We start from the raw sequence: 21,508 nt of genomic DNA on the forward strand, positions 1-21,508 counted from the left end.
CGTCCATGCGGGCGGCAGCGTGAATGTCGCTCGCCAACGCGTTCACCGCGACTTGATGAGCTGAATCTGCGCCTGACTCAACTCCCAGGTGTGCGGCGGCAAGGGAATGAAGTGCGCCGCGTTCAGCCAGGCTTCGTTGTCTTCCGACGGCAAGATCGCCCAGAGCAGGAAGCGGCGAATCGCAGCCGCGACTGCCGGATCCGATTGTTCGGTGGAGACCACCGCGTATTCGTAATTGACGAGTGGCCAAGCGCCGCTCGCCGGCGCAAACACCAGCGTCAGACGTTCGTCGGCGGGTGTGCGCACGCCAAGCGACGCGGCACCGGCCATGATCGCTTCCTTGGTCGGCAAGACAAATTCACCCGCACCGTTCTTGAGCGATGCCGTACCGAGCTTCGCTTGCTCGATACTGTCGCTGTAGCTTACGCCGACATAAGCAATCGAATAGTTTGTCGACTGAAGCGCCTTGACCATGCCCTGATTGCCGGTGGCCGTGATGCCCGACGGGACATTGGGCCATGAGATCGTGGTGCCGTATCCGTGATCGCTCTCCCACGACGGCGTCGAGAAGGTCAGGAACTGCGTGAACACGAAGGTGTCGCCCGAACCTTCGACGCGCCGTATGGGCACAATCGTTTGATGGGGCAGCGATACGCCCGGGTTGAGCGCCGCGATTTGCGGCGCATCCCAAGCATGCACCGTTCCCGAATAGATGCCTGCAAGCGTCGGTCCATCGAGCTTCAGGTGAATGGCGTTCAAGCCCGGCACATTGTAGTTGACGGTCTGCGCGGCAATGGCCAACGGGATATTGACGATCTGCGGATGCTTCCGGATATCCGCATCCGACATATAGGCATCAGAAGCCCCGATGTGCACTTTGCCCGCGATGACCTGCTGAATGCCGTCCTCGGACCCCGTCGCGCCGAGGTTGATATGAACGTCCGGGTGTGCCTTCGCGTATTGCGCAATCCAGGTCGTGAAGACCGGGTACATCAGGGTCGAGCCGGTCTCATCGAGCGTCATGGGCTCAGCGAAGGCCGCTTGCGCGGCCAGCATTGCGATTGCGGCGGTGCCGAGCGTACGTCCGGCCCACGTGCGCGACCACAGCCGGCGTACCCGGCATTTAAGGGGGGAAGCCATTTGAGTCTCCGTCGCCGTGTTGGGAAAACGATCCATTCAATCGCGTATGTCGTGCGGATCTCGTGCCGTCAGCGCCCGATCTCGTCGAGGTTGACGCCATTGGTTTCGATGCGGAACACCCAAGTCACCACGGCGCCCAGGAGCGACGTGCCCACGAGAATGTAAAGCAGCGGGCCCGTGCCGATGCTCGTGAGCAGGATCGGAAACAAAAACGCCGTGGCGACCGCGCCGATCTTGCCGACTGCCGCGGCGAAGCCCGCGCCCGTGCCGCGGATCGCGGTGGGGAAGACCTCGCCGGCGAGCAAGTACGTTTGCGCGTTCGGCCCGAGGTTCGTCATGAAGTTAAAGACCATGAATCCCGCGAAAATCATGGCGGTCTTGGTCGCGCCGTCAAAGCCGTCGGAGAGCGACGCGATCAACAGCCCGGCCGCGCAACCGATAAAGCCGATCACCTGAAGCCAGATCCGTCCGAACTTGTCCGCGAGCGCAACGGCAAAAACGATGCCGATGATCAGCAGGGTCGTGATGAGGGCGGCACCTTTAGCAGCCAGGATGTCGTTGAGAATGACATCGGCAACGCTGCGCACGTGATCGGGCTTGGCGCCGAAAGCGGTGGCAAGAATCGTCGGCGTGAAGATCCCGATGCCGTAGGTACCGAGATCCTGCAGAAACCACGGCACCGACGCGAAAATCGTCGCGCGCAGGTTTCTCCGTTCAAAGAGCGCGAGGAAACTGCCTTTTTCGTGCTCGCCCTTGCCCACCACGACGAATTCGCGCGCGAGGATGATCTGGGCCGGATATTGCGGCGAGCGCACGAGGAGACGGCGCGCGGCCACCTCCGCATGATCGAACGCGCCGCGCACGTGCAACCAGTTGGGGCTTTCGGTGATGAAGAAGCGTCCGATGGTCACGAGGATGGCCGGGAAGATCGCGGTGCCGTACATCCATCGCCACGCGTCGAGCGTCGGCACCATCGATAGCACCAGAAAGCCGACGCCGGTCCCCGCCAGCGCGCCCACGGCCTGAAACGCAAATGCCGCAAGCACAAGCTTGCCGCGGCTCGTGCTCGGGATGCTTTCGGAAATGATCATGTGGGCCGTCGGGTAGTCACAGCCGAGCGCCACGCCCAGACCGAACAGGCAGACCACGAGCGACACGAAATTGGTGCAAAAGACGAGGAGTACGAGAAAGGCCGAGAAGATGATCATCTCGGCGATGAACATGCGCTTGCGTCCGAAGTGATCGGACATGCCGCCGAGTCCGACCGCGCCGACCAGGATTCCGCAGAGGCTCGCAGCACTGATAAAGCCGTTCTGTGTCGCGCTGATGCCGAATTCGCGGGAGATCAGCGGGAGCGCCACCCCGGTCATAAAGACGACAAAGCCTTCGAAGAATTTTCCGGCCGCGGCGAGTGACCAGATTCGCCATTGCATCCCGGTCATCGGGATCGAGGGGAGTTGCGTACCGTCGGGCCATATCGGCCGCTCGTCGATGTATTCCTGGACCGATTTGATCGTCACTTTCCGTACATTGTCCGTCGCAGCCGCGTTCTGCATACGAAAGCTCCTCGTCAGGTGATCGCCGTTGTTCGAGCGATTCGCGTGCATTCAGTCTGAAAAGCACGCATGGAACAGCGGCGCGATGCGCGTGTCGTGCCGACCCAGTCTAGGCCGTGTTTCTGCACGACATGGATCGATCTGGTTCTCGCCAGGCGTGGTGCGGCCCGGTCGCGATTTCATGGACGGATGCTGACGCTCGCGAGTGTCGTGCGGATGACGGTCGCGGGAACAGGGGCGCGATGCAGCGCGTTGAAAGGCTGTTTTTCGTTTCGCTCGATTACGGGGCGAGATCCATGAAGCCGATCCCGCGGGCGCTGCGTTCGGCGAAGTCGACACATGTATCGCGCGCTTGAAGCAAATGGGGCGCGACCGGCTGCGCACGCTCGGCAATCGTTCGGATGTCGAGTTCACGCCAACTTGTCGTGCATTTGCGCAGACCGCGTCAAATGCATCTGCAATCGATACGTTTTGAGGCGATGAAGGCCGGCCGTCTGCGCGGATTTCGTGATGCACGCCGGGCCATGGTGCGAGGCTGCCCATTCTCCGTGCCCGCATGCGCCATGCAAGTGCTAATTCTGGACCATATGGTCCACTCACAACCATCTGGTAATTGTTATATCGTTGTTTTTAAATAATAAAAATATCATGGCATAGAGCTTGTATAGGTAGCGCCACTCACTACCGGAGTCGTGAAATGAAAGTTGGCGTCTTCCTTCCGATCGGCAACAACGGCTGGCTGATCTCTGAAAATGCTCCGCAATACATGCCGAGCTTCGAGCTCAATCGCGAGATCACGCAGCGCGCGGAGCACTATGGTCTCGACTTCGCGCTGTCCATGATCAAGCTGCGCGGATTTGGCGGGAAAACGGAGTTTTGGGACCACAACCTCGAGTCGTTCACGCTGATGGCGGGCCTCGCGGCGGTCACCTCGAAGATCAAGCTGTATGCCACCGCGGCGTCGCTCGTGATGCCGCCCGCCATCGTGGCGCGCATGGCGTCCACGATCGACTCGATTTCCGGCGGCCGCTTTGGCGTGAATCTCGTCACGGGCTGGCAAAAGCCCGAGTACTCGCAAATGGGGATGTGGCCGGGCGATCAGTTCTTCGGCACGCGCTACGCCTATTTGTCCGAATACATCCAGGTGATGCGCGAGCTGTGGACGGAAGGTCGATCGAATCTCAAGGGCGATTACTTCACGATGGACGACTGTCGTCTGAGCCCGCGTCCCGGCAAGCCCGTCGAAGTGATTTGCGCGGGCGCGAGCGATGCCGGCATGGCGTTCTCCGCGCAGTACGCCGATCACAATTTCTGCTTTGGCAAAGGCGTGAATACCCCGACCGCATTCGCGCCCGCCGCGCAACGGCTGATCGACGCGACGCGCGTCACGGGGCGTCAGGTGTCGACCTATGTGCTGATGATGGTGATCGCCGATGAAACCGACGAACTCGCGCGCGCCAAATGGGAACGGTACAAGGACGGCGTCGACCACGAAGCCGTGCAATGGCTCGGCGAGCAGGCCGCCGTGGACAAACGCTCGGGCAGCGATACCAATGTGCGCCAGATGTCCGATCCGACGTCGGCGGTCAACATCAATATGGGCACGCTCGTCGGCTCGTACGCGAATGTCGCTCGCATGCTCGATGAAGTCGCGACGGTCCCCGGCACGGAGGGCGTGTTGTTGACGTTCGACGACTTCGTCGAGGGCGTCACCCAGTTCGGCGAGCGCATCCAGCCGTTGATGTCGAGCCGCAGCAGCGTCGCGTCACCGGTGACCTCGCTTGCCGCTTGAACCTTTTGAGAATGCCGACATGAATTCGACACTCGTTTCTCCGATCCGTACCTTCGGCACGCACACACCGCACACGTCCGTGGTGCTGCCATGCCGTCCCGAACCGCTTGAGCTCGACCCGTCCGCGACGGCGTTGATCATCGTCGATATGCAGAACGCCTACGCATCGCTTGGCGGCTATGTCGATACCGCGGGCTTCGACATTTCCGGCGCGCAAGGGGTCATCGCCAATATCGCCGCGATTGCGCACGCCGCGCGTCAGGCGGGCATGCCTGTGGTCTATCTGCAAAACGGCTGGGATGCCGCGTATCAGGAAGCGGGCGGCGAAGGCTCTCCGAACTGGCACAAGTCGAATGCCTTGAAAACGATGCGGCGGCGGCCCGAGCTGAGCGGGCGGTTTCTCGCCAAGGGCGGCTGGGACTATGAACTCGTCGACGCACTCAAGCCTTTGCCGGGCGATCTCGTGGTACCCAAGACGCGTTACAGCGGCTTTTTCAACAGTTCGCTGGACAGCACCTTGCGCGCGCGCGGCATCCGCAACCTCGTCTTTACGGGCATCGCGACGAACGTCTGCGTCGAATCGACGCTGCGCGACGCGTTTCACCTCGAGTACTTCGCCGTCATGCTGCGAGACGCCACGCATGATCTGGGCGGCCGCGCGATGCAGGACGCGACCGAATACAACGTCGAAACGTTCTTCGGCTGGACGTCCGATACGCAGACATTTATCGACGCCGTCAAAGTCTGAGCAAGCCCACTCCGAGCAGATTCACTTTTCATCGAGAACCCAGGAGATTCAGCATGAAGCAGTCGATCATTCCCGCAGGTACCGGCAAGCCCATCGCACCGTTCGTACCGGGCGTACTCGCAAACAACACACTGTACGTATCCGGCACGCTGCCGTTCGATGACCAGAACAACGTGGTGCACGTCGGCGACGCCGCCGCGCAGACACGACATGTTCTCGAGACGATCTCGCGCGTCGTCGCGGAAGCGGGCGGCACGATGGCCGATGTCACGTTCAATATGATCATGCTGCGCAACTGGTCGGACTACGCGGCCATCAATACGGTGTATGCCGAGTTCTTTCCCGGTGAAAAGCCGGCGCGATATTGCATTCAGTGCGGTCTTGTGAAGGAAGACGCATTGGTCGAGATCGCGTCGATCGCGCATATCGGCGACGGAGCGTAAGCGATGTCGACCGTCTTTTACGAAGTGCTGCACAGAGGACAGGCCGACGCACCCGTTGTGCTGTTTTCTTCGGGTCTCGGGGGCGCCGCGGCGTACTGGCGAGAGCAGACGGGCGCATTGCAACAACGCGGTGCGACGGTGATCGTCTACGATCAGCGCGGCACGGGGCGCAGCCCGGCCGTGCTGCCTCACGATTACACCATTGCGCAGATGGCCGCCGATGTCCGTGAGATTCTCGACGAAACGGCGGTCACGAGCTGTCACTTCGTCGGGCATGCGCTCGGCGGTCTCGTCGGCATGCAACTGGCGATGGATACGCCCGATCGTGTCACAAGCCTGACGCTGATCAACGCGTGGCCGAGCGTGCGCGCGTCGACGCGCCGGTGTTTCGATGCGCGTCTTCGCCTGCTCGAACATGCGGGCGTCGAGGCCTACGTCGAAGCGCAGCCCATCTTTCTCTATCCGCCCGTGTGGATGGAAACGCATCGCGAGCGTGTCGAAGCGGAAGTCCGCCACGCGATCGAGACGTTCCCCGGCGCGCCCAATATGCTCGCGCGCATTCGCGCGCTGACCCTGTTCGACGCGCACGAGCGGCTCGCTTCGATCATTGCGCCCACGCTGCTGGTCGCGGCGGCCGATGATGTCCTCGTGCCGTCGAGCGCATCGGCGCTCCTCGAAGCAGGGCTGCCGCACGCGAGGCTCTACACGATGCCGTACGGCGGACACGCGTGCAATGTGACATGTCCCGAGCCGTTCAACGCCGCGCTGGCGGATTTCATCTCGCATGCTCACGCGCGTGCCGTACACGCCGATTAACGCTCAAGGAGCGCATCCTCATGCAAACGCTGAACGTAGACACGCAGCAGGACGCGACGGCGATGGCCGCCGCCTCCGTGCAGAAAACAGACTTTCGCGATGCGATGGCCAAGCTCGGCGCGGCGGTCAACATCATTACGACCGATGGCGTCGCCGGGCGCGCGGGATTTACGGCGTCGGCCGTCTGCAGCGTCACCGACGAACCGCCGACATTGCTGGTGTGCCTGAATCGCAATGCATCCGTCTATGACGCCGTGACGCGCAACGGCGCGCTTTGCGTCAATGTGCTGCATGGACAGCACAAGACGCTATCGGGCATGTTCGGCGGCAAGACGCCGATGGCCGAACGATTCGAAGCGGCGCGATGGCGCACGGCGGTGACGGGCTCGCCCGTGCTCGATGATGCGACGGTGTCGTTCGATTGCCGTATCGTGAGCCGCGCGCCGGTCGGCACCCATGATGTGTTGTTCTGCGAGGTGCTCGCGATCGACACATGCGCGCACACGGGCGGTCTCGTGTATTTCGACCGTCGCTACCATGAACTGTCGGTGATTGCGGCTTAGCTTGGGGCTTAATGCGGCAGGATGCCCGCCAGCACGATATCGCAGAGACTGCGCTCGACCTCGGCGAAGAACGCGCGATTTCGCAGCGTCTTGCCGGTCAGGCCTTCGACCTGAAACGAAAAGTCCGCATAGTGCTGGGTGGTGGCCCAGAGGAAGAAAATCAGATGGTGCGGCGTGACGGGCGCGAGTTTGCCCTGCGCGATCCATTGCTCGATGACCGTGCGCTTGTCGTCGACCAGCCGCTTGAGATTCGCGATGAGTTCGTCGCCGAAGATGGGCGCGCCTTGCATGATCTCAAGACAAAACAGTCGCGACTCCGCCGGGTTGTCGCGCGAGGCGATCAGCTTCTGGTGGATATAGCCGCGAATCGCATCGGCCGGATCCTGAGCCGGATCGAACGCGCGCAGCGGCGCAAGCCATACGACAAGCAATTCGCGCAAGAGCGACGCGTACAGCTCGTCTTTGTTGCGAAAGTAGTAGAGCAGATTGCCCTTGGAGACGTCGGCGCGTTCGGCGATCTGATCGACACTCGTGCCGTGAAAACCGAAAGTCGAAAATAGTTCGAGCGCGGCGCCGAGAATGACGCGGCGTTTCTCGTCGACCTGACGTTGACGGCGTGCTTGGGTCGCCTCGCTGGGGCCGCCGCGTTTGCGTGGCGATGCGAGGTCTGCGTCATCTCGCGACTTGTCGTTCGCCTTTGCCACGTTGCAGACACGCTATGAAAAGAATGGCTCGAATATAGCATAGGGGTCCGCGGCGGCAAGCGGGGTTAGGCCGTCGCGCGTTGCGATGACGGCGCGTGTGCGCACGGATCGACTATGATGAGGCGGACTCGGCGGCTGCCACGACACGAGGCGGAACGATGACTGCGACCTGGAGCAAACCCAAGTTGATCGAATCGGCGTCGCGCGACGTCGTGCCGAATGATCCCGATTCGCCGATCGCGCTCAAAGAGACGCTCGATGACGGCACCGTCGTCGGCTGGCATGCCCATACTTTTGCGCAGACGCTGATCCCCGAGCAGGGCGCCATCACCGTATTCATGTGCGGCCGGTGTTTTGTCGTGCCGATGGCTTACGCGGCGCATATTCCCGCAGGGTGCCTTCACACAGTGACGACGCTCGCCGGGGCCGAGCTTACGACCGTGTGTTCGCGGTCACATATGCCACCATCGCAGATTCCCGCTGCACCGTCGGATGAAGGCGATCCGGAGGCCGTGCGCGGGACTGTCGCGCTGATTCGCGGCGCCGCCGATTGCGGTGCGATACCCAAGGCCGAACGTGCGATGGTCGATGGCGTGCGCATTCCCGAAGATCGTCGGGCGCGGCCTATTGCGTTTCGCCTCGCTAACCGACTCGACGACAACCGGACGCTCGAGGCATGGGGGGACGAACTCGGCGCGAGCGAGCGCACGTTAAACCGGATTTTCAAGGCCGAAGTCGATATGGGCTTCCGCGAGTGGCGCATGCAATTGCTGGTGTTGCAGACCACCGCCTTGATGCTCGCGGGATGCTCGGTCAAACAGGCCGCCGGCGCGTCGGGATACGCGGGCGCGTCTGCGTTCGTCGCGGCGTTTCGCGCGGCAACGGGGATGACGCCGCTACGCTATGCATCGCAGGCGACGGAACGCGCACGTGCGACGAATCAAGCAACGACCCCTTAGCCTTCCGAACGTCTTGCCTCTCGATTCGGCGGGCGATGCGCATGCATGAACGATGCGATGGTTCGTGCGTGAGCGTCGCCCGTGCTTTGCGTCAATGACTTGCATGCGGCGTGTCTTGCGAGAGGGCGGTCGATGTGTGGGCGAACTCGCTTGCTCGACGCGTGCCGAGCGCTTGCGCGATCGCGTGCAACAGCATGCCGCCCAACGTTGCGCAGCCGATGCCGCCGAGCGAAAAGCCGTAGAGTGTCAGCGTGAAATCGCCGGTACCGAGAATGAAGATGACCGCGCCGACGATGAGATTGCGGTTGGACGTCAGATCGACTTGATGATTGACCCAGATGCGCACACCGGCCACGGCGATCAGACCGAATACCACCACGGATACGCCGCCGATGATCGCGGAGGGAATCGTCAAGATCAAGGCGCCGAATTTTGGCGAGAAGCCCAGCAGGATGGCGACGAGCGCGGCCACCACGAACACCAGCGACGAGTAGATCTTCGTCACGGCCATGACGCCGATGTTTTCCGCGTACGTCGTGACGCCGGTGCCGCCGACGCACCCCGATATCATCGTCGCAATGCCGTCGCCGAGAAACGCGCGTCCCACATAGGCATCGAGGTTGCGATCCGTGATGGCGGCCACCGCCTTCACATGACCGAGGTTTTCGGCGCACAGAATGATGGCAATGGGCGCCATCATGCCGATGGCGTGCGACGTGAAGACGGGCGCGGCGAAGCGGGGCCAGCCGATCCATGCGGCCGCCGCGACCGGTGCGAAGTCGACGGGTTGGCCAAGGCCGAAGCCGTTCGTCGCGATCACGTAAATACCATAGGAGACGATGACGCCGAGCAGCAGCATCAGGCGTTGCGCGAGACCGCGTGCGCGTACGGCGAAGCAGGTGATCAACACGACGGTGACGAGTGCGAACACGCCGTTGAACGTGTCATGGCTGATGCCCTTCACCGCGACGCCCGCGAGGTTCAGGCCGAGCACGGAGACGACGGCGCCCGTCACGACCGGCGGCATGAGGCGCTCGATCCAACGCGTTCCCGACAGCATGACGACGGCACCGATCAACGCGTAGACGAGACCGCAGACGATCACGCCGCCGAGTGCGACAGGCAACGATGGATTCGCGCCATGTCCTGCATAGCCGGTCACGGCGACGATGGCGCCGATGAAGGCGAAGCTCGATCCCAGATAGCTCGGCACGCGGCCGCCGACGGCGACAAAAAAAATCAGCGTGCCGATGCCCGACATGAGAATGGCCACGTTGGGGTTGAAGCCCATGATGAGCGGCGCAATGACGGTTGCGCCGAACATCGCGACGACGTGTTGAAGGCCCATCGCGACGGTTTGGCCCCAAGGCAATCGCTCGTCGGGGGCCACGGGAAGATCATGGTGCCGATGCGTCGATAGGGTCCAGCGAGGAAAGTAGTGGCCCGACATGAAGGACTCCTGTCATCAAGACAAAGAAAATCACTGCTCGGCGTCCGTCTCGATGAAGGGCGCTGCAGCGTGTCGAGGCGAATGTACGAATCCAAATATCCGGCGACAACGATCGAGGATGTCGACTTTGCGACAGGTTGCGAAGCGGCCGATGCGCAGCGCGCCGCGTCGTTGCAAGGCGCGCGCGCCCGTGGCTAGAATCCACGTGCATCGCCGGGTTCCGCGGTGCCATTTCTTCGTTGAGGGCATGTTTTACGATGGCTCACGCTCACGCTCACGCACATGCAGATCGCGCGCCGCGTCTCGCGCAGACGTTGACGCTTCCCGCGTTGCCGCGCGCCGTCTATTTCCGCGCTTATCGCATTCCGGCGGGCACGCTGGTCGAGCCGCATGCGCACGACTGGTGCCAGTTTGCGTTCGCGCGTCGCGGCATCATGCATGTGCGGGTCAGTCACTCGGGTCTCGTCGTGCCGCCGCAGTACGGCATGTGGTTGCCGGCGGGAACGCCGCATTCGGTCTGGGCGCCGGAGGACGTCGACCTCGAAAGTCTCTATATCGCGGCGCCCGCGATCACGGCGGCGATCACACAGTGTCGCGTCGTGGTGGTCACGGATCTGGTCCGTGCGTTGATTCACCATCTGTGCACGACGATCGGCGAAGACTACGACGAACACGGCAAGGATGGCTTGAAAGTCCGGGTTTTGCTCGACCTGCTCAGCGAGCTGCGCGATGCGCCGCTGACCCTGCCCTTGCCTGAGGATACGAACCTGCGTCATCTCTGCGAGCAGTTGCAGGCGGATCCGGGCAACGCATCGGGCGTCGGTGACTGGGCCTCGACATTGAATATGTCGGAGCGCACGCTCGCACGGCGTTTTCTCAAGCAAACCGGCATGACCTTTCACCATTGGAAACAACGTCTGAGACTCTTGCGATCGCTCGATATGCTGAAGGACGGCGCGAGCGTCACGGCGGTGGCGATCGATCTCGGCTACAGCAGCACGTCGGCATTTATCTTTGCGTTCCGGTCGTTGTTCGGTTGTGCGCCCGGGCAATTCTATTCAGACGCGCGATGACGTTTTCCCGTTTGCGCTTGTCTGTATTTCGATAGTTCGTCAAAAAACGTCGACCTATGCTCGGGTCTCCATGACCTTAGCGGAGATAGCCGATGCTTCACGATCTCACCCTGTCCATCGATATGCACGACCCGGTGGTCGGCAAAGCGAATATGGACCAGCATAGTTTCATGTCGGCCGGCCATATCGGCACGCACCTCGATACCTATCTTCAAACGCCCATTCCGCCGGAGTTTTGTGTGCGAAACGGCAAGGTCTACGACGCGACCGCTTTCGGCAGCGCCGACGTCGATCTGAGCGTACTGGACGGGCAGCCCGTTGAAGCCGGCGATTTCGCGATCTTCCATACGGGATTTCTCGAGAAGCACCCTTACGGCACGCGCGAGTATTTCAAGGACCATCCGCAGTTGTCGTGGGCGCTCATCGACCATCTGATACAACGCGGCGTGAGCTTTATCGGAATCGACGCCGCGGGCGTCCGGCGCGGCGACGAGCATGGCGTCGCGGATCGTCGGGCGGAGGAGGGCGGGGTTTACATCATCGAGAATCTCGCCAACATCGGCGGACTGGCTCGCGCGGCACAGGCGGGCAGTTTCAGAGTCTTCACGGGTTGGACGGGCTTGCGCGGGTTCAGCGGCCTGTCGTGTCGGGTCATCGCGGACCTTGGCGGCACCCTCTAGTACCGCCAGGACGACGATACGGCGGCGTGCCTAAGCTCCCGCTCGATGGGGCCGGTCGGATGGCCTTTGTCGAGCACGACGCATGACGCGTCCGATGTCGTCGATGATCGTGGGTTTATTGCGGAGCGCGGCTGAACGGGGGGATACGATGCGGCCCTCAGACGATCGGCGTGGAGTGGGGCGCTTCACCCTGCGCCGCTTTCATCTCCGTCAACAGGCTATGCAGCATCTCGGTCGACAGGCCGTGCAGCACGAGCCGGTAGCCGGCTCGCAGCGTCGTCATGGGCACCAGCGGATGGCCGTTGTTGACGAGGATCAGGTGCTGCGGCGCGCCTAACAACTTGGCCGCATAGATGCCGATGGTCTCGTCGAGTTGCAAGGAATTCGTCGCGCGCCAGAAATCGTTGTCGGTCAGCATCAACTGATAGAGCGGCGTGAACAATTCGATCGCGCTTTGCAGATCGAGGAAGTTCAGCTTGCCGCGCGGCATGTCTTCGAGCCGCAAGTCCGGGTCGCGGATCATCGAGAAGTCGACGTGCTCGGGCGCGTGCATCTCGACGCCGGCATCGCGCAGCGCCTGGTTCAGGCGAATCACGAAGTTGAACAGGTTGAGGTCGTGTTTGACGAACAGCTCGTCTTTCAAGTCATCGATCTCGAGCGGTTCGAGCGGCGTGGTCGTGATGCGCACCGGCGAATTCGCGGCGATAAACGACAACGCCTGCGCACCCAGATGAAAGTGCCTCAGGATGAGCCAGTTGGCTTCGGGCGACACGAAGCGCTTGAGTCCCCAGGCCAGGATGCGGTGCAGCAGCTTCGAATGCGACCAGCGGCGCGGAACACAGGTCTTGACGACCTGGATGACGATGATGAACGTGCGTGCAAGCGGTCGAAGGAACGGCAACAGGTACTGCCGCGAGCCGCTGCTCGAATCCGTCAGCCACGCTTTCTTCACCTTGTCCGGCAACGGCGTGCTGCGGTCCAGGTACAGCGCGAGCCACGGGTTCGGATCGGCAGGATCGTATCCGTCGGCCAGGAAGTCCGGTTCGTTCTTCATCTTCATGCGGCGTCGTGCTCCATCACATGATGAAACTGCATCAGATACAACGCGGCCGTACGGCGCGCGGTGTCCACGATGCGCTTTTCGGCATGGCCGTCCTCGTCGCAGGCGAGCGCGAGTTCCACCGCGGTCAGCCAGCGGGCCAGATGGTTCTCGTCGTTGTGGCCATGGTATTCGAGGAAGCGGAACGCATTGGGCGGCAGCGTGAGGCTGGCCTTGAGCAGCGGCAACAAGGCCGGGACGATGCGCTGGCCCGTGCCTTCGATGATGTAGATGGCGCCGAGCAGGCCGATCGGATCGCGCGTGGCGGCCAGGCTATGCAGATAGGCGTTCAACGCCTCGCCGCCGGGGTTGCGGCGAAGGGCATCGATGCTTTCGATCGTGCCGCCCGCCGCGCGGTAGTCGTCGAACAGGATCAGGAAATCGTTTTGCTCTTCGCCGGCATGCATGCCGATCAGCGCGGCCAACGGCTGGTACTGTTCGGTCAGCGAGGCCGCGCCTTCGCGCATCCACTTGCTGCCCTCGCGCACCTGCGGGATCCAGTTCTCCATCCAGTTCAGATAGTCGGCCGTCTCGAACCGCCGGTCGCGCAAGCGGCGCACGACGGGCGTGCGCCATACGTGCGAGCGGTAGTCGTGCCAAATCGTCGCGAGCTCGGTCAGCAACGGGCCCAGGCCTTGCGGCGCCGCGTCCGGATCGTGCGGCGGCGCGATCGCGTCGGCGCCCGCGCGGTGCGTGTCCTCGCGCGCGGCGGCCTGCGCCGCGTGGACGGGGGCCGCGCCGGTTTTCTCGGCGTGCGCGGCTTCGGCCTCGAACAGCATATAGGCCGTCATGAAACGGCCCGATTCGGGGATGTAGCAGAAGATCCGTTCGCCGGGTTTCACTTCGCGTGTTTCGAGGAACTCGGCCAACATGACGAGGATCGACGCCGCGCCCGTATTGCCGCGCCATGCAAGGTTGCTGAACCAGCGCTCGCGCGGGATCACGAGTCCGGCCTTGTCCATGAGATCCTCGACCACGGGAATGAATTTCTCGGACGAGTAGTGGCAGAGGAAGTGATCGACCTGATCGGGATTCAGCCAGCCATCGCGGACCAGCTTCGCGTATTCGTGGATGCCGATATCGAACAGATGGGGCAACAGGCGGATATCTTGGCGCAGCGACAGCGCGCCGTCGGCCTCGGCGTCATGCCATGACGGATAGTCGAGATGGCCTTTCCGGCGGTCGGCCGACAGACCGAGTTGCATGCAGACCGGGTAGTCGCCCGAGAACGACCGTTGATGCACCCACTTCAGGCGCAAGCGCACGCCGCTCGACGCGCCGGGGAAGGGCTGTCCGGTCTGGCCCAGCAGCACCGCGCCCGCGCCGTCCGACAGCATCCAGCGAAGGAAATGCGCGTCGAAGTCCGCGTTGTAGCCGCGCGCGGCATAGCGCGAGCGCTTGAACAATCGCGACGGCAGTTCCGCGGCGACCGCGATCGCATGGGCATGCGCGCCCATTTCCACCCCTTGCGCCGCCGCTTGGATCGCCGACACGCCCGCCGCGCAAATTCCATGCACCGATAACGTCTCCATCGGATGCGCGGCCAGTTCGCCCTGGATCATATTGGCGAACCCGGGCATCAACGCATCGCCGCCGGACGACCCGCTCGTGAGCAGCGACACGTCGGACAGGTCCGCGTCGACGCGCCGCAGGCAGTCGCGGATCGCATTGGACGCCATCTGCGCATGGGTGAAGACGGTGGCGCCTTCGGGATCGATCGCGTAGTAGCGCTGCTTGATGCCGTTCTCGCTGAGGATGCGGCTCTTGATGCGGCCGGACAGGCGGTTCAGCGGCGCGATATAGCCGTCCATGGCGTCATTGGACACGGGCTCGCCCGGCATGAAGTAGCCGGCGCTCTCGAGGTAGACGCGGTTAAACGCAATGGGCATGACGAGTCGTTTGGCGGAGTGTGGGGGAGAGGCGCTAGCGCACGTGCTCGGGCGCCATGCATGACCGGCTGCGCAAGCGCGGCACGAACGTGCCGAGGACGAACACGCGAAACATATACGGCACGAGTCCGCGCTCGTTCAGGGCCGGATTCACGCGGGCGCGGTAATGATCGCGATGCAGGCGGGTCAACTCGGACCAGTGGGCGCGCGCGTGCTCATGGTGCGCGGTATGCAAGCCGATATTGAACAGCAACGGATTGACCAGGCCTTCGAAATTACGCGCGTAATCGAGCCCGGCGACCGCCCGGGGGCCGCCGTCGGCGTGCGCGTGCTGCAGGTAGTTGGTCGCGAGCAGCCAGTGCAGACCGTGCAGTTGCGGCGCGATCACGAACACCAGCGCCTTGACGGGATCGATGGCCAGCAGGCCGCCCCACAGGCCGAGCCATGCGGCGTACTGGCCCATGCAATAGCGCCACGCGCCGCGCCGATGCGTGTAAAGGCGGCGCAGCCACGCGAAAAACAGCGGGTACAGCACCCAGACGGCCTGGATCGGATGGATCAGATAGCCCCATAGATGATTCGTATCGCCGCCGAATCGATAGGTGCGCGCCGCATCGCGCGCGCCGTGCTTGTAGCGGTGATGATTGGCCACGTGTGCCGGGTAGAACGCGAAGGTGGGATGCGCCTGCAGCAGCGTGATCCAGAAGTCGGTGACGCGATTGGCCCAGCGGTCGCGCCACATGCGCCGATGCGTGTGGTTGTGGTGAATGACGCCGACGCCGAGCGTCAGGAACAGCATCAGCGCGTAGAGCGGCCAGCGGAATCCATAGACCCATTGCCATGCGGCGAGCGCGGGCAGGGCGGTCAGGTAGGCGAGGCTCTGCCAATCGCGCCGGTTGCGCAACGCGGGCAGGCGGCCGCGTGTGCTACGTCCGTCCATCGTGCCGCGCGCTCTGCCGGAACGCATTCAATTGGGACGTCGCTGCGTCCGCCTTGAGCCGAGTGCCGAACAAGCGATCCATGAAGGTGAACTGGAAACCGTAGTTGCCGTTGTAGCACGCATGATGCAGATGATGCCGGCGGCTCGCGGCGAACCAGTGCGCATAGGACACGTTGGGGAAGAAGTCGTAATTGGCGTGGCCGATGCAATTGAAGAACAGGCTGAACAGGGGCACGCTGACCAGTGACCAGAAGCTGAAATCATGGAGCACCATGGGCAGCAGGATCACGTTGCCGAGCATCAGGGCTTCGATCGGATGAAAGCTGTAGGTCGAGAACGACGTGGTGACCACGGAGCGGTGGTGCGGCAGATGGAAGCGACGCAGCGGCTTCGCGTGCAGCAGGCGGTGGTTGACCCAGAAATGCACGTCGTTCCACGCGACGAGGACCAGGATCTCGACGAGGATCTTGCGCCAGCCGGCGTCCGGGTCGAGGTGCGCCCAGCCGAGTTGCAGCAAGCCCCACGGGAAGATCATGCCGGTGCCGAACAACAGGATGGACAGGCCTGACTGGGCGAATTCGCGCCGCAACTGGCCCGCAGGCAGCGGGCGCGGGTCCAGCGGACGCCCGATGCCGAGCGCGGGCAGGACGTGCCGCGTGAGCAGCCAGGTCGCCGCGCCGAAGACGAGGTAGATGCCGCCGAAGAACAGCAGGCCCGCGAGCATGACCTGCCAAGCGGACAGGGCTTCAAATACTCGGGCCATGGACGTGCTGTTCCAACCCGGGGGATGACCTTATTTCGCGCGATGCGTCGAATTCGCGGTAAGACATGGAGGGTCCAATGGATTTGACTGCGTCTTCGTGACCAGTACGGGCGTCGCGAGAACGCCTGAGCGCGATCGCGTGCATTCCGATGGCGCGTGCGAGCCCGTGCTGAGCCCGTGGCGCCGAATCGGAATCGGAATTGTACTCAAGCGGCGCACGCAGTTTGTACCATGCGCGGCGGAAAATCGCTCGGACAAACTCGCGTTGGGCGAACAACCGGCTGAATCGACCCGAAAAATAGTCCGGACGGATTCGGATGCGTCCCGCGAAATCCGTTCAGCAATACGTTTCGACGAGGTCGGCGCCGTCAAACGCGCTCGCGGACTGGACTCGTGCCGCTATCGTGAATGGCGTGCGCTCGATCGGGTCGATACGACGCCGGTCGATCAGATGCCCGCGACGCACAGGTATTTGAGCTCGAGATAGTCGTCGATGCCGAAGTGGGAGCCTTCGCGCCCCAGACCCGACTGCTTGACGCCGCCGAAAGGCGCGACTTCGTTCGAGATGAGTCCCGTGTTAATGCCGACCATGCCGTACTCGAGAGCCTCCGCGACACGCCAGATCCGACCGATATCGCGGCTATAGAAATACGCCGCCAAGCCGGATTCGGTGTCGTTGGCTTGCCGAATGACGTCCTCGTCGGAGTCGAATCGAAAAACCGGTGCAAGCGGTCCGAACGTCTCCTCACGGGCCACCCGCATCGTTTCGTTCACGTCCGCGAGGACGGTGGGCTCGAAAAAGCCCTGACCCAAGGCATGTCGATGGCCGCCGGTCACCACGCGAGCGCCCTTTGTCAGCGCGTCCCGGATATGCGCCTCGACCTTGATCACCGCCGCCTCGTTGATCAACGGTCCCTGCACGACGCCTTCCTCGGTTCCCAAGCCGACTTTCAGGCCTTCGGCCGCCGTGCTCAACTTCGACACAAAGGCGTCGTACACGCGATCGTGTACGTAGAAGCGATTCGTGCACACGCACGTCTGACCGCTGTTGCGGTATTTCGATGCCAAAGCGCCGGCGACCGCTTCATCGAGATCGGCGTCGTCGAACACGATAAACGGTGCGTTGCCACCCAACTCCAGCGACAGCTTTTTGATCGTCGGCGCGCATTGCGCCATCAGGGTTCGACCGACTTGAGTCGACCCCGTAAAGGAAAGCTTCCGTACGGTCGGATGGCGCGTGAGCTCGCCGCCGATCTCGATCGGGTCTCCCGTGATGACCGACAGGACGCCGGCCGGGACGCCCGCGCGTTCCGCAAGGGCTGCGAGCGCCAGTGCGGTGAGCGGTGTCGCCTCGGCGGGCTTCACGACGATCGGGCATCCGGCGGCCAAGGCCGGACCCGCTTTGCGCGTGATCATCGCCGCCGGGAAGTTCCAAGGCGTGATGGCCGCGCAGACGCCGACGGGCTCTTTCGTCACGATGAGACGCCGGTCGCCCGCCACGGTCGGAAGCACCTCGCCGTTGGCGCGTTTTCCTTCTTCGGCAAACCATTCGATGAAGGACGCCGCGTATTGAATTTCTCCCTTGGCTTCCGCAAGCGGCTTGCCTTGCTCCGTCGTCAAGATGAGCGCCAAGTCGTCGATGTTTTCGAGCATCAGTTCGAACCAGCGACGCAATACGGCAGCACGCTGCTTGCCGGTTTGCTTTTTCCAGTTCGGCCATGCCGCGTTCGCCGCGTCAATGGCGCGGCGCGTTTCCGCCGCGCCCATCTTGGGCACGCGAGCGATCACCGTCCCGGTCGCCGGATTGGCCACGTCGAAGGTCTCGCCGTGATCGGCATCCGTCCACTTGCCGTCGATCAAGCACTGCGTGCGGAGCAGCGTGTCGTGTTTCATGCGCATTGTCTTGACCTCCGGCTCAGGCGGCGACTGGAACCGGCGCTTTCAGCGACGCCGTGAGGATGCCGAGCGCTTCGTCGAACACACGGTCCTCGATCGTGAGGGGAAAGAGGAACCGGATCACATTCGCGTTCACGCCGCAGATCAGCAAAAGAAGCCCGCTTTTGAGCGCGGCGGCCTGCACGTGCTTCGCGAACGCCGCGTCGGGTTGCCGCGTGCCTTCGTCCGAGAAGAATTCGACTGCGACCATCGCGCCCGGGCCGCGAATATCGGCAATCTGCGGGACCTCCGGGCGCAAAGCCGCAAGCGTGTCCTTGAGCGTGTTGCCGAGTTTGACCGCGCGGTCGCAGAGCCGCTCCGATTCGATGATGTCGAGCACGGCAAGCGCCGAAGCCACGGCAAGCGGGTTGCCGGCGTATGTTCCGCCGAGTCCGCCGGGCGCCGCGGCGTCCATGATGTCGGCGCGGCCGACCAGACCCGACAGCGGCATGCCGCCCGCCAAGCTCTTTGCCATCGTGATGAGGTCGGGGGCAACGTCGTAGTGCTCGCTCGCGAACAGCTTCCCGGTGCGGCCAAAGCCCGTCTGCACTTCGTCCGCGATCAACACGATGCCGTGTTCGTCGCAGATGCGACGCAGCGCTCGGACAAAGTCCAATGGAGCCGGATTGAAACCGCCTTCGCCTTGCACCGGTTCGAAAATCATGGCCGCCACGCGCTTCGGATCGATGTCGGCCTTGAACAGGAGATCCAGGGCCTTGAGCGAATCGGCTGTGCTGACACCGTGCAACGGATTCGGAAACGGCGCGTGATACACCTCTGCGGGGAAGGGACCGAAGTCCAGCTTGTACGGCGCGACTTTGCCCGTCAATGCCATGCCCATCATCGTGCGGCCGTGGAACCCCCCCGTGAACGCAATCACGCCTGAACGACGCGTCGCGGCGCGCGCAACCTTGATTGCGTTCTCCACGGCTTCTGCGCCCGTGGTGAAGAAGGCCGTCTTCTTTTCGAAATCACCGGGCGCGCGCGTGTTGATCTTCTCGGCCAGCTCGACGTATGAGGCATACGGAACGATTTGATAGGCCGTGTGCGTGAAGTTGTCCAACTGTGCTTTGATCGCCTCCACGATCTTCGGATGGCGGTGGCCCGTGTTGTTGACAGCGATGCCCGCGGCGAAATCAATGTATCGGTTCCCCTCGACGTCCCAGAGTTCGGCGTTGAGCGCGCGAGCCGCGTAAAACTCGCACATGACACCGACACCGCGAGGCGTGGCAGCATTCTTTCTAGCAAGCAAAGCAACGTTATTCATGACGTGGCACCGTTCCGTTCATTGTGGCACCGGCCCTCCCGGTGACTTGGCAGGATGCACTATAATTTTTAATGGTTCTGCGCCGTAGATCCAATTAAGAATGATTGTGGGAGCCAATTCGAGTGTCGGCCATCCTCTCTGACTGGTTGTCGCAGCGGCTCGACCGCAATGCCGATCAACCGCTCTACCGGCAGCTTCACGGCCTGTTGCAACAAGCCATCCTCACGCATGCGTTAGCTGCGGGGGCGCGCATGCCGTCGTCCCGGTTGCTCGCGCGGGAGCTGGGCCTAGGGCGCAATACGGTGATTCAGGTCTACGAGCAGCTCACGTTGGAAGGGTATGTCACGTGCTCGACCGGACGAGGCACCTTCGTTGTCGATACGAGCCCCGACGAAATGGTGGGCGGTACTGCACATGTCTTGCGCGATGCCTCTGCGACCAAAGACGAACGCGCCGTGCCGCGGCCTTTGCAGACCCGCACCTTGCCACTGTCGAATCGGGGCCACGCGCTCGTCGAAGGCGCGGGCGTCTCGAAGCGTCAATGGGGCGCGTTCATGCCGGGCGTCCCCGACGTATCGCGGTTCCCCGTGCGCGTCTGGACGCGCTTGCACAACACCCATTGGCGACGTCCCCGCTTGGACTTGATGACGTACGCGCCGGGGGGCGGCTTGCCGGCGCTGCGTCAGTCCCTCGCAGACTATCTGCGGACCTCGCGATCCGTTCGATGCGCGCCCGAGCAGATCATTTTGACGACCGGGATTCATCAATCGATCGACCTCGCCGTTCGACTGTTGTCGGACCCGGGCGATACCATCTGGACCGAAGATCCCTGCTATTGGGGCATTCGAAGCGTGCTCCAGATTTCGGGGTTGCGCGTTCGTCCGATTGCTGTCGACGCGGAAGGGATGGCGCCTTCGTCCGATGACCTCAAGCACCCCCCGAAGCTCGTCCTGGTGACGCCTTCGCATCAATATCCTCTGGGCTGTGTGATGAGCCTCGCAAGGCGCCGAACGCTCCTCGAGTTCGCACAGCGCCACGGCACCTGGATCATCGAGGACGACTACGATAGCGAGTTCCGCTATAGCAGCCGTCCCTTGGCATCGCTGCAAGGGCTCGATGAAACGGGCCAGGTCATCTACGTCGGTAGCTTTGGAAAAACGCTTTTTCCAGGGCTCCGGGTCGGATACATCGTCGTGCCCGAATCGATGGCGGACAACTTCGCCGTGGCGAGCGCCGAGCTTTATCGCGAGGGGCAACTCATTCAACAAGCCGTGTTAGCGGAATTCATCGCCGCGGGCCATTTCACCTCGCATGTCCGGAAGATGCGCGCACTGTATGCGTCGAGGCGAAAAGTGCTTCTTGACGCGATGCATGCGGAGTACGGAAATCAGTTCGCCGTGGCGGGGGGCGATGCAGGACTGCATCTGGTGATGCAATTGCCCGACGACGTCGACGACACACGAGTCGCGGCGCGCGCGTTGGAGCGCGGCATCGTTGCGCGGCCCCTGTCGAGCTACTACTCGAATCGCGCGAGTGCTCGCTCCGGGCTTCTGCTCGGCTATGCGTGCGTTCCCGACGAAGAAATCGGACCTTGTTTTCAAACGCTCGCGAACGCAATCGACAGCGTATGCGGCGGGGTGCGCTGATTTATCCGACTGGCTCCCTCTTGCCGCCCGAATTGGCACTTATCA

At 62.7% G+C, this 21,508-nt stretch carries 19 protein-coding genes; 9 read left to right on the top strand and 10 right to left on the bottom strand.

Going from position 1 to position 21,508, the window contains the following annotated elements; all coding sequences use genetic code 11:
• Window positions 1-42: 42 nt before the first annotated feature.
• Window positions 43-1,140: a phosphate ABC transporter substrate-binding protein PstS gene (pstS, locus tag D7S86_RS07665; protein ID WP_121085126.1), complete on the bottom strand. Its 1,098-nt coding sequence runs from the start codon at window positions 1,138-1,140 to the stop codon at window positions 43-45.
• Window positions 1,141-1,208: 68 nt separating this feature from the next.
• Complete coding sequence (locus tag D7S86_RS07670; RefSeq protein WP_205962766.1) at window positions 1,209-2,696, bottom strand: MFS transporter; 1,488 nt, start codon at window positions 2,694-2,696, stop codon at window positions 1,209-1,211.
• Window positions 2,697-3,393: 697 nt separating this feature from the next.
• On the opposite strand from D7S86_RS07670, the gene rutA reads away from it, so the two are divergent.
• The 5 genes from rutA (at window position 3,394) to rutF (ending at window position 7,058) form a co-directional block, all read left to right on the top strand.
• Window positions 3,394-4,488 (top strand): pyrimidine utilization protein A, encoded by a 1,095-nt coding sequence (gene rutA, locus D7S86_RS07675; protein ID WP_121085128.1) that lies wholly within the window; start codon window positions 3,394-3,396, stop codon window positions 4,486-4,488.
• A gap of 19 nt (window positions 4,489-4,507) precedes the next feature.
• Entirely contained in the window at window positions 4,508-5,236 is a 729-nt protein-coding gene (rutB, locus tag D7S86_RS07680) for a pyrimidine utilization protein B (RefSeq protein WP_121085130.1), read from the top strand.
• A gap of 53 nt (window positions 5,237-5,289) precedes the next feature.
• On the top strand, window positions 5,290-5,679 hold the full coding sequence (rutC, locus tag D7S86_RS07685; RefSeq protein ID WP_121085132.1) for a pyrimidine utilization protein C: 390 nt from the start codon (window positions 5,290-5,292) through the stop codon (window positions 5,677-5,679).
• 3 nt (window positions 5,680-5,682) lie between these two features.
• Window positions 5,683-6,495: a pyrimidine utilization protein D gene (rutD, locus tag D7S86_RS07690; protein WP_121085134.1), complete on the top strand. Its 813-nt coding sequence runs from the start codon at window positions 5,683-5,685 to the stop codon at window positions 6,493-6,495.
• 62 nt (window positions 6,496-6,557) lie between these two features.
• Window positions 6,558-7,058 carry an NADH-dependent FMN reductase RutF gene (gene rutF / locus D7S86_RS07695; RefSeq protein ID WP_121085279.1) on the top strand — a complete coding sequence of 167 codons (501 nt, stop codon included), beginning with the start codon at window positions 6,558-6,560 and terminating at the stop codon, window positions 7,056-7,058.
• 8 nt (window positions 7,059-7,066) lie between these two features.
• Here rutF and rutR read toward each other — a convergent pair whose 3' ends face one another.
• Entirely contained in the window at window positions 7,067-7,762 is a 696-nt protein-coding gene (gene rutR / locus D7S86_RS07700) for an HTH-type transcriptional regulator RutR (RefSeq protein WP_121085136.1), read from the bottom strand.
• A gap of 158 nt (window positions 7,763-7,920) precedes the next feature.
• Here rutR and D7S86_RS07705 point away from each other — a divergent pair, with 158 nt between their 5' ends.
• Window positions 7,921-8,721, top strand: a complete 801-nt coding sequence (locus D7S86_RS07705; protein ID WP_121085138.1) for an AraC family transcriptional regulator — start codon at window positions 7,921-7,923, stop codon at window positions 8,719-8,721.
• A gap of 91 nt (window positions 8,722-8,812) precedes the next feature.
• Here D7S86_RS07705 and D7S86_RS07710 read toward each other — a convergent pair whose 3' ends face one another.
• The gene (locus tag D7S86_RS07710; RefSeq protein WP_121085140.1) at window positions 8,813-10,171 is read right to left on the bottom strand and encodes a solute carrier family 23 protein; all 1,359 of its coding nucleotides are present in this window, start codon (window positions 10,169-10,171) and stop codon (window positions 8,813-8,815) included.
• A 257-nt stretch (window positions 10,172-10,428) separates the two neighbouring features.
• On the opposite strand from D7S86_RS07710, the gene D7S86_RS07715 reads away from it, so the two are divergent.
• Window positions 10,429-11,244: an AraC family transcriptional regulator gene (locus tag D7S86_RS07715; protein WP_121085142.1), complete on the top strand. Its 816-nt coding sequence runs from the start codon at window positions 10,429-10,431 to the stop codon at window positions 11,242-11,244.
• Window positions 11,245-11,336: 92 nt separating this feature from the next.
• Window positions 11,337-11,924, top strand: a complete 588-nt coding sequence (locus D7S86_RS07720; RefSeq protein WP_121085144.1) for a cyclase family protein — start codon at window positions 11,337-11,339, stop codon at window positions 11,922-11,924.
• A gap of 157 nt (window positions 11,925-12,081) precedes the next feature.
• Here D7S86_RS07720 and D7S86_RS07725 read toward each other — a convergent pair whose 3' ends face one another.
• The 6 genes from D7S86_RS07725 to gabT all read right to left on the bottom strand — a co-directional run bounded on the left by D7S86_RS07725 (window position 12,082) and on the right by gabT (window position 19,817).
• On the bottom strand, window positions 12,082-12,978 hold the full coding sequence (locus tag D7S86_RS07725; protein WP_121085280.1) for a DUF6999 family protein: 897 nt from the start codon (window positions 12,976-12,978) through the stop codon (window positions 12,082-12,084).
• A gap of 2 nt (window positions 12,979-12,980) precedes the next feature.
• A complete protein-coding gene (locus D7S86_RS07730; protein ID WP_121085146.1) occupies window positions 12,981-14,912 on the bottom strand; it encodes a StlD/DarB family beta-ketosynthase in 1,932 nt (643 codons plus the stop codon).
• 34 nt (window positions 14,913-14,946) lie between these two features.
• Window positions 14,947-15,852 (bottom strand): fatty acid desaturase family protein, encoded by a 906-nt coding sequence (locus tag D7S86_RS07735; protein ID WP_121085148.1) that lies wholly within the window; start codon window positions 15,850-15,852, stop codon window positions 14,947-14,949.
• Window positions 15,839-16,615, bottom strand: a complete 777-nt coding sequence (locus tag D7S86_RS07740) for a sterol desaturase family protein (RefSeq protein WP_121085150.1) — start codon at window positions 16,613-16,615, stop codon at window positions 15,839-15,841. Before D7S86_RS07740 ends, D7S86_RS07735 begins: the two co-directional genes overlap by 14 nt.
• Window positions 16,616-17,062: 447 nt before the next feature.
• Window positions 17,063-18,514, bottom strand: a complete 1,452-nt coding sequence (locus tag D7S86_RS07745) for an NAD-dependent succinate-semialdehyde dehydrogenase (RefSeq protein ID WP_121085152.1) — start codon at window positions 18,512-18,514, stop codon at window positions 17,063-17,065.
• A 16-nt stretch (window positions 18,515-18,530) separates the two neighbouring features.
• Window positions 18,531-19,817, bottom strand: a complete 1,287-nt coding sequence (gene gabT, locus D7S86_RS07750; protein ID WP_121085154.1) for a 4-aminobutyrate--2-oxoglutarate transaminase — start codon at window positions 19,815-19,817, stop codon at window positions 18,531-18,533.
• Between the two features lie 122 nt (window positions 19,818-19,939).
• Between gabT and pdxR the strand changes: the two genes are divergently transcribed.
• Window positions 19,940-21,463 carry a MocR-like pyridoxine biosynthesis transcription factor PdxR gene (pdxR, locus tag D7S86_RS07755; protein ID WP_420813211.1) on the top strand — a complete coding sequence of 508 codons (1,524 nt, stop codon included), beginning with the start codon at window positions 19,940-19,942 and terminating at the stop codon, window positions 21,461-21,463.
• Window positions 21,464-21,508 lie beyond the last annotated feature (45 nt).

Source organism: Pararobbsia silviterrae, from assembly GCF_003628125.1.
Lineage (GTDB): Bacteria > Pseudomonadota > Gammaproteobacteria > Burkholderiales > Burkholderiaceae > Pararobbsia > Pararobbsia silviterrae.

Excerpts from the sequence above, each read along its gene's own strand:
- D7S86_RS07730 (WP_121085146.1), bottom strand. The coding sequence starts at position 14,912 with ATGCCCATTGCGTTTAACCGCGTCTACCTCGAGAGCGCCGGCTACTTC.
- D7S86_RS07740 (WP_121085150.1), bottom strand. The coding sequence starts at position 16,615 with ATGGCCCGAGTATTTGAAGCCCTGTCCGCTTGGCAGGTCATGCTCGCG.
- rutF (WP_121085279.1), top strand. The coding sequence starts at position 6,558 with ATGGCCGCCGCCTCCGTGCAGAAAACAGACTTTCGCGATGCGATGGCC.
- gabT (WP_121085154.1), bottom strand. The coding sequence starts at position 19,817 with ATGAATAACGTTGCTTTGCTTGCTAGAAAGAATGCTGCCACGCCTCGC.
- rutC (WP_121085132.1), top strand. The coding sequence starts at position 5,290 with ATGAAGCAGTCGATCATTCCCGCAGGTACCGGCAAGCCCATCGCACCG.
- D7S86_RS07670 (WP_205962766.1), bottom strand. The coding sequence starts at position 2,696 with ATGCAGAACGCGGCTGCGACGGACAATGTACGGAAAGTGACGATCAAA.
- rutB (WP_121085130.1), top strand. The coding sequence starts at position 4,508 with ATGAATTCGACACTCGTTTCTCCGATCCGTACCTTCGGCACGCACACA.
- D7S86_RS07715 (WP_121085142.1), top strand. The coding sequence starts at position 10,429 with ATGGCTCACGCTCACGCTCACGCACATGCAGATCGCGCGCCGCGTCTC.
- D7S86_RS07710 (WP_121085140.1), bottom strand. The coding sequence starts at position 10,171 with ATGTCGGGCCACTACTTTCCTCGCTGGACCCTATCGACGCATCGGCAC.
- pstS (WP_121085126.1), bottom strand. The coding sequence starts at position 1,140 with ATGGCTTCCCCCCTTAAATGCCGGGTACGCCGGCTGTGGTCGCGCACG.
- rutD (WP_121085134.1), top strand. The coding sequence starts at position 5,683 with ATGTCGACCGTCTTTTACGAAGTGCTGCACAGAGGACAGGCCGACGCA.
- D7S86_RS07735 (WP_121085148.1), bottom strand. The coding sequence starts at position 15,852 with ATGGACGGACGTAGCACACGCGGCCGCCTGCCCGCGTTGCGCAACCGG.
- D7S86_RS07705 (WP_121085138.1), top strand. The coding sequence starts at position 7,921 with ATGACTGCGACCTGGAGCAAACCCAAGTTGATCGAATCGGCGTCGCGC.
- rutA (WP_121085128.1), top strand. The coding sequence starts at position 3,394 with ATGAAAGTTGGCGTCTTCCTTCCGATCGGCAACAACGGCTGGCTGATC.
- D7S86_RS07720 (WP_121085144.1), top strand. The coding sequence starts at position 11,337 with ATGCTTCACGATCTCACCCTGTCCATCGATATGCACGACCCGGTGGTC.
- D7S86_RS07725 (WP_121085280.1), bottom strand. The coding sequence starts at position 12,978 with ATGAAGAACGAACCGGACTTCCTGGCCGACGGATACGATCCTGCCGAT.
- D7S86_RS07745 (WP_121085152.1), bottom strand. The coding sequence starts at position 18,514 with ATGCGCATGAAACACGACACGCTGCTCCGCACGCAGTGCTTGATCGAC.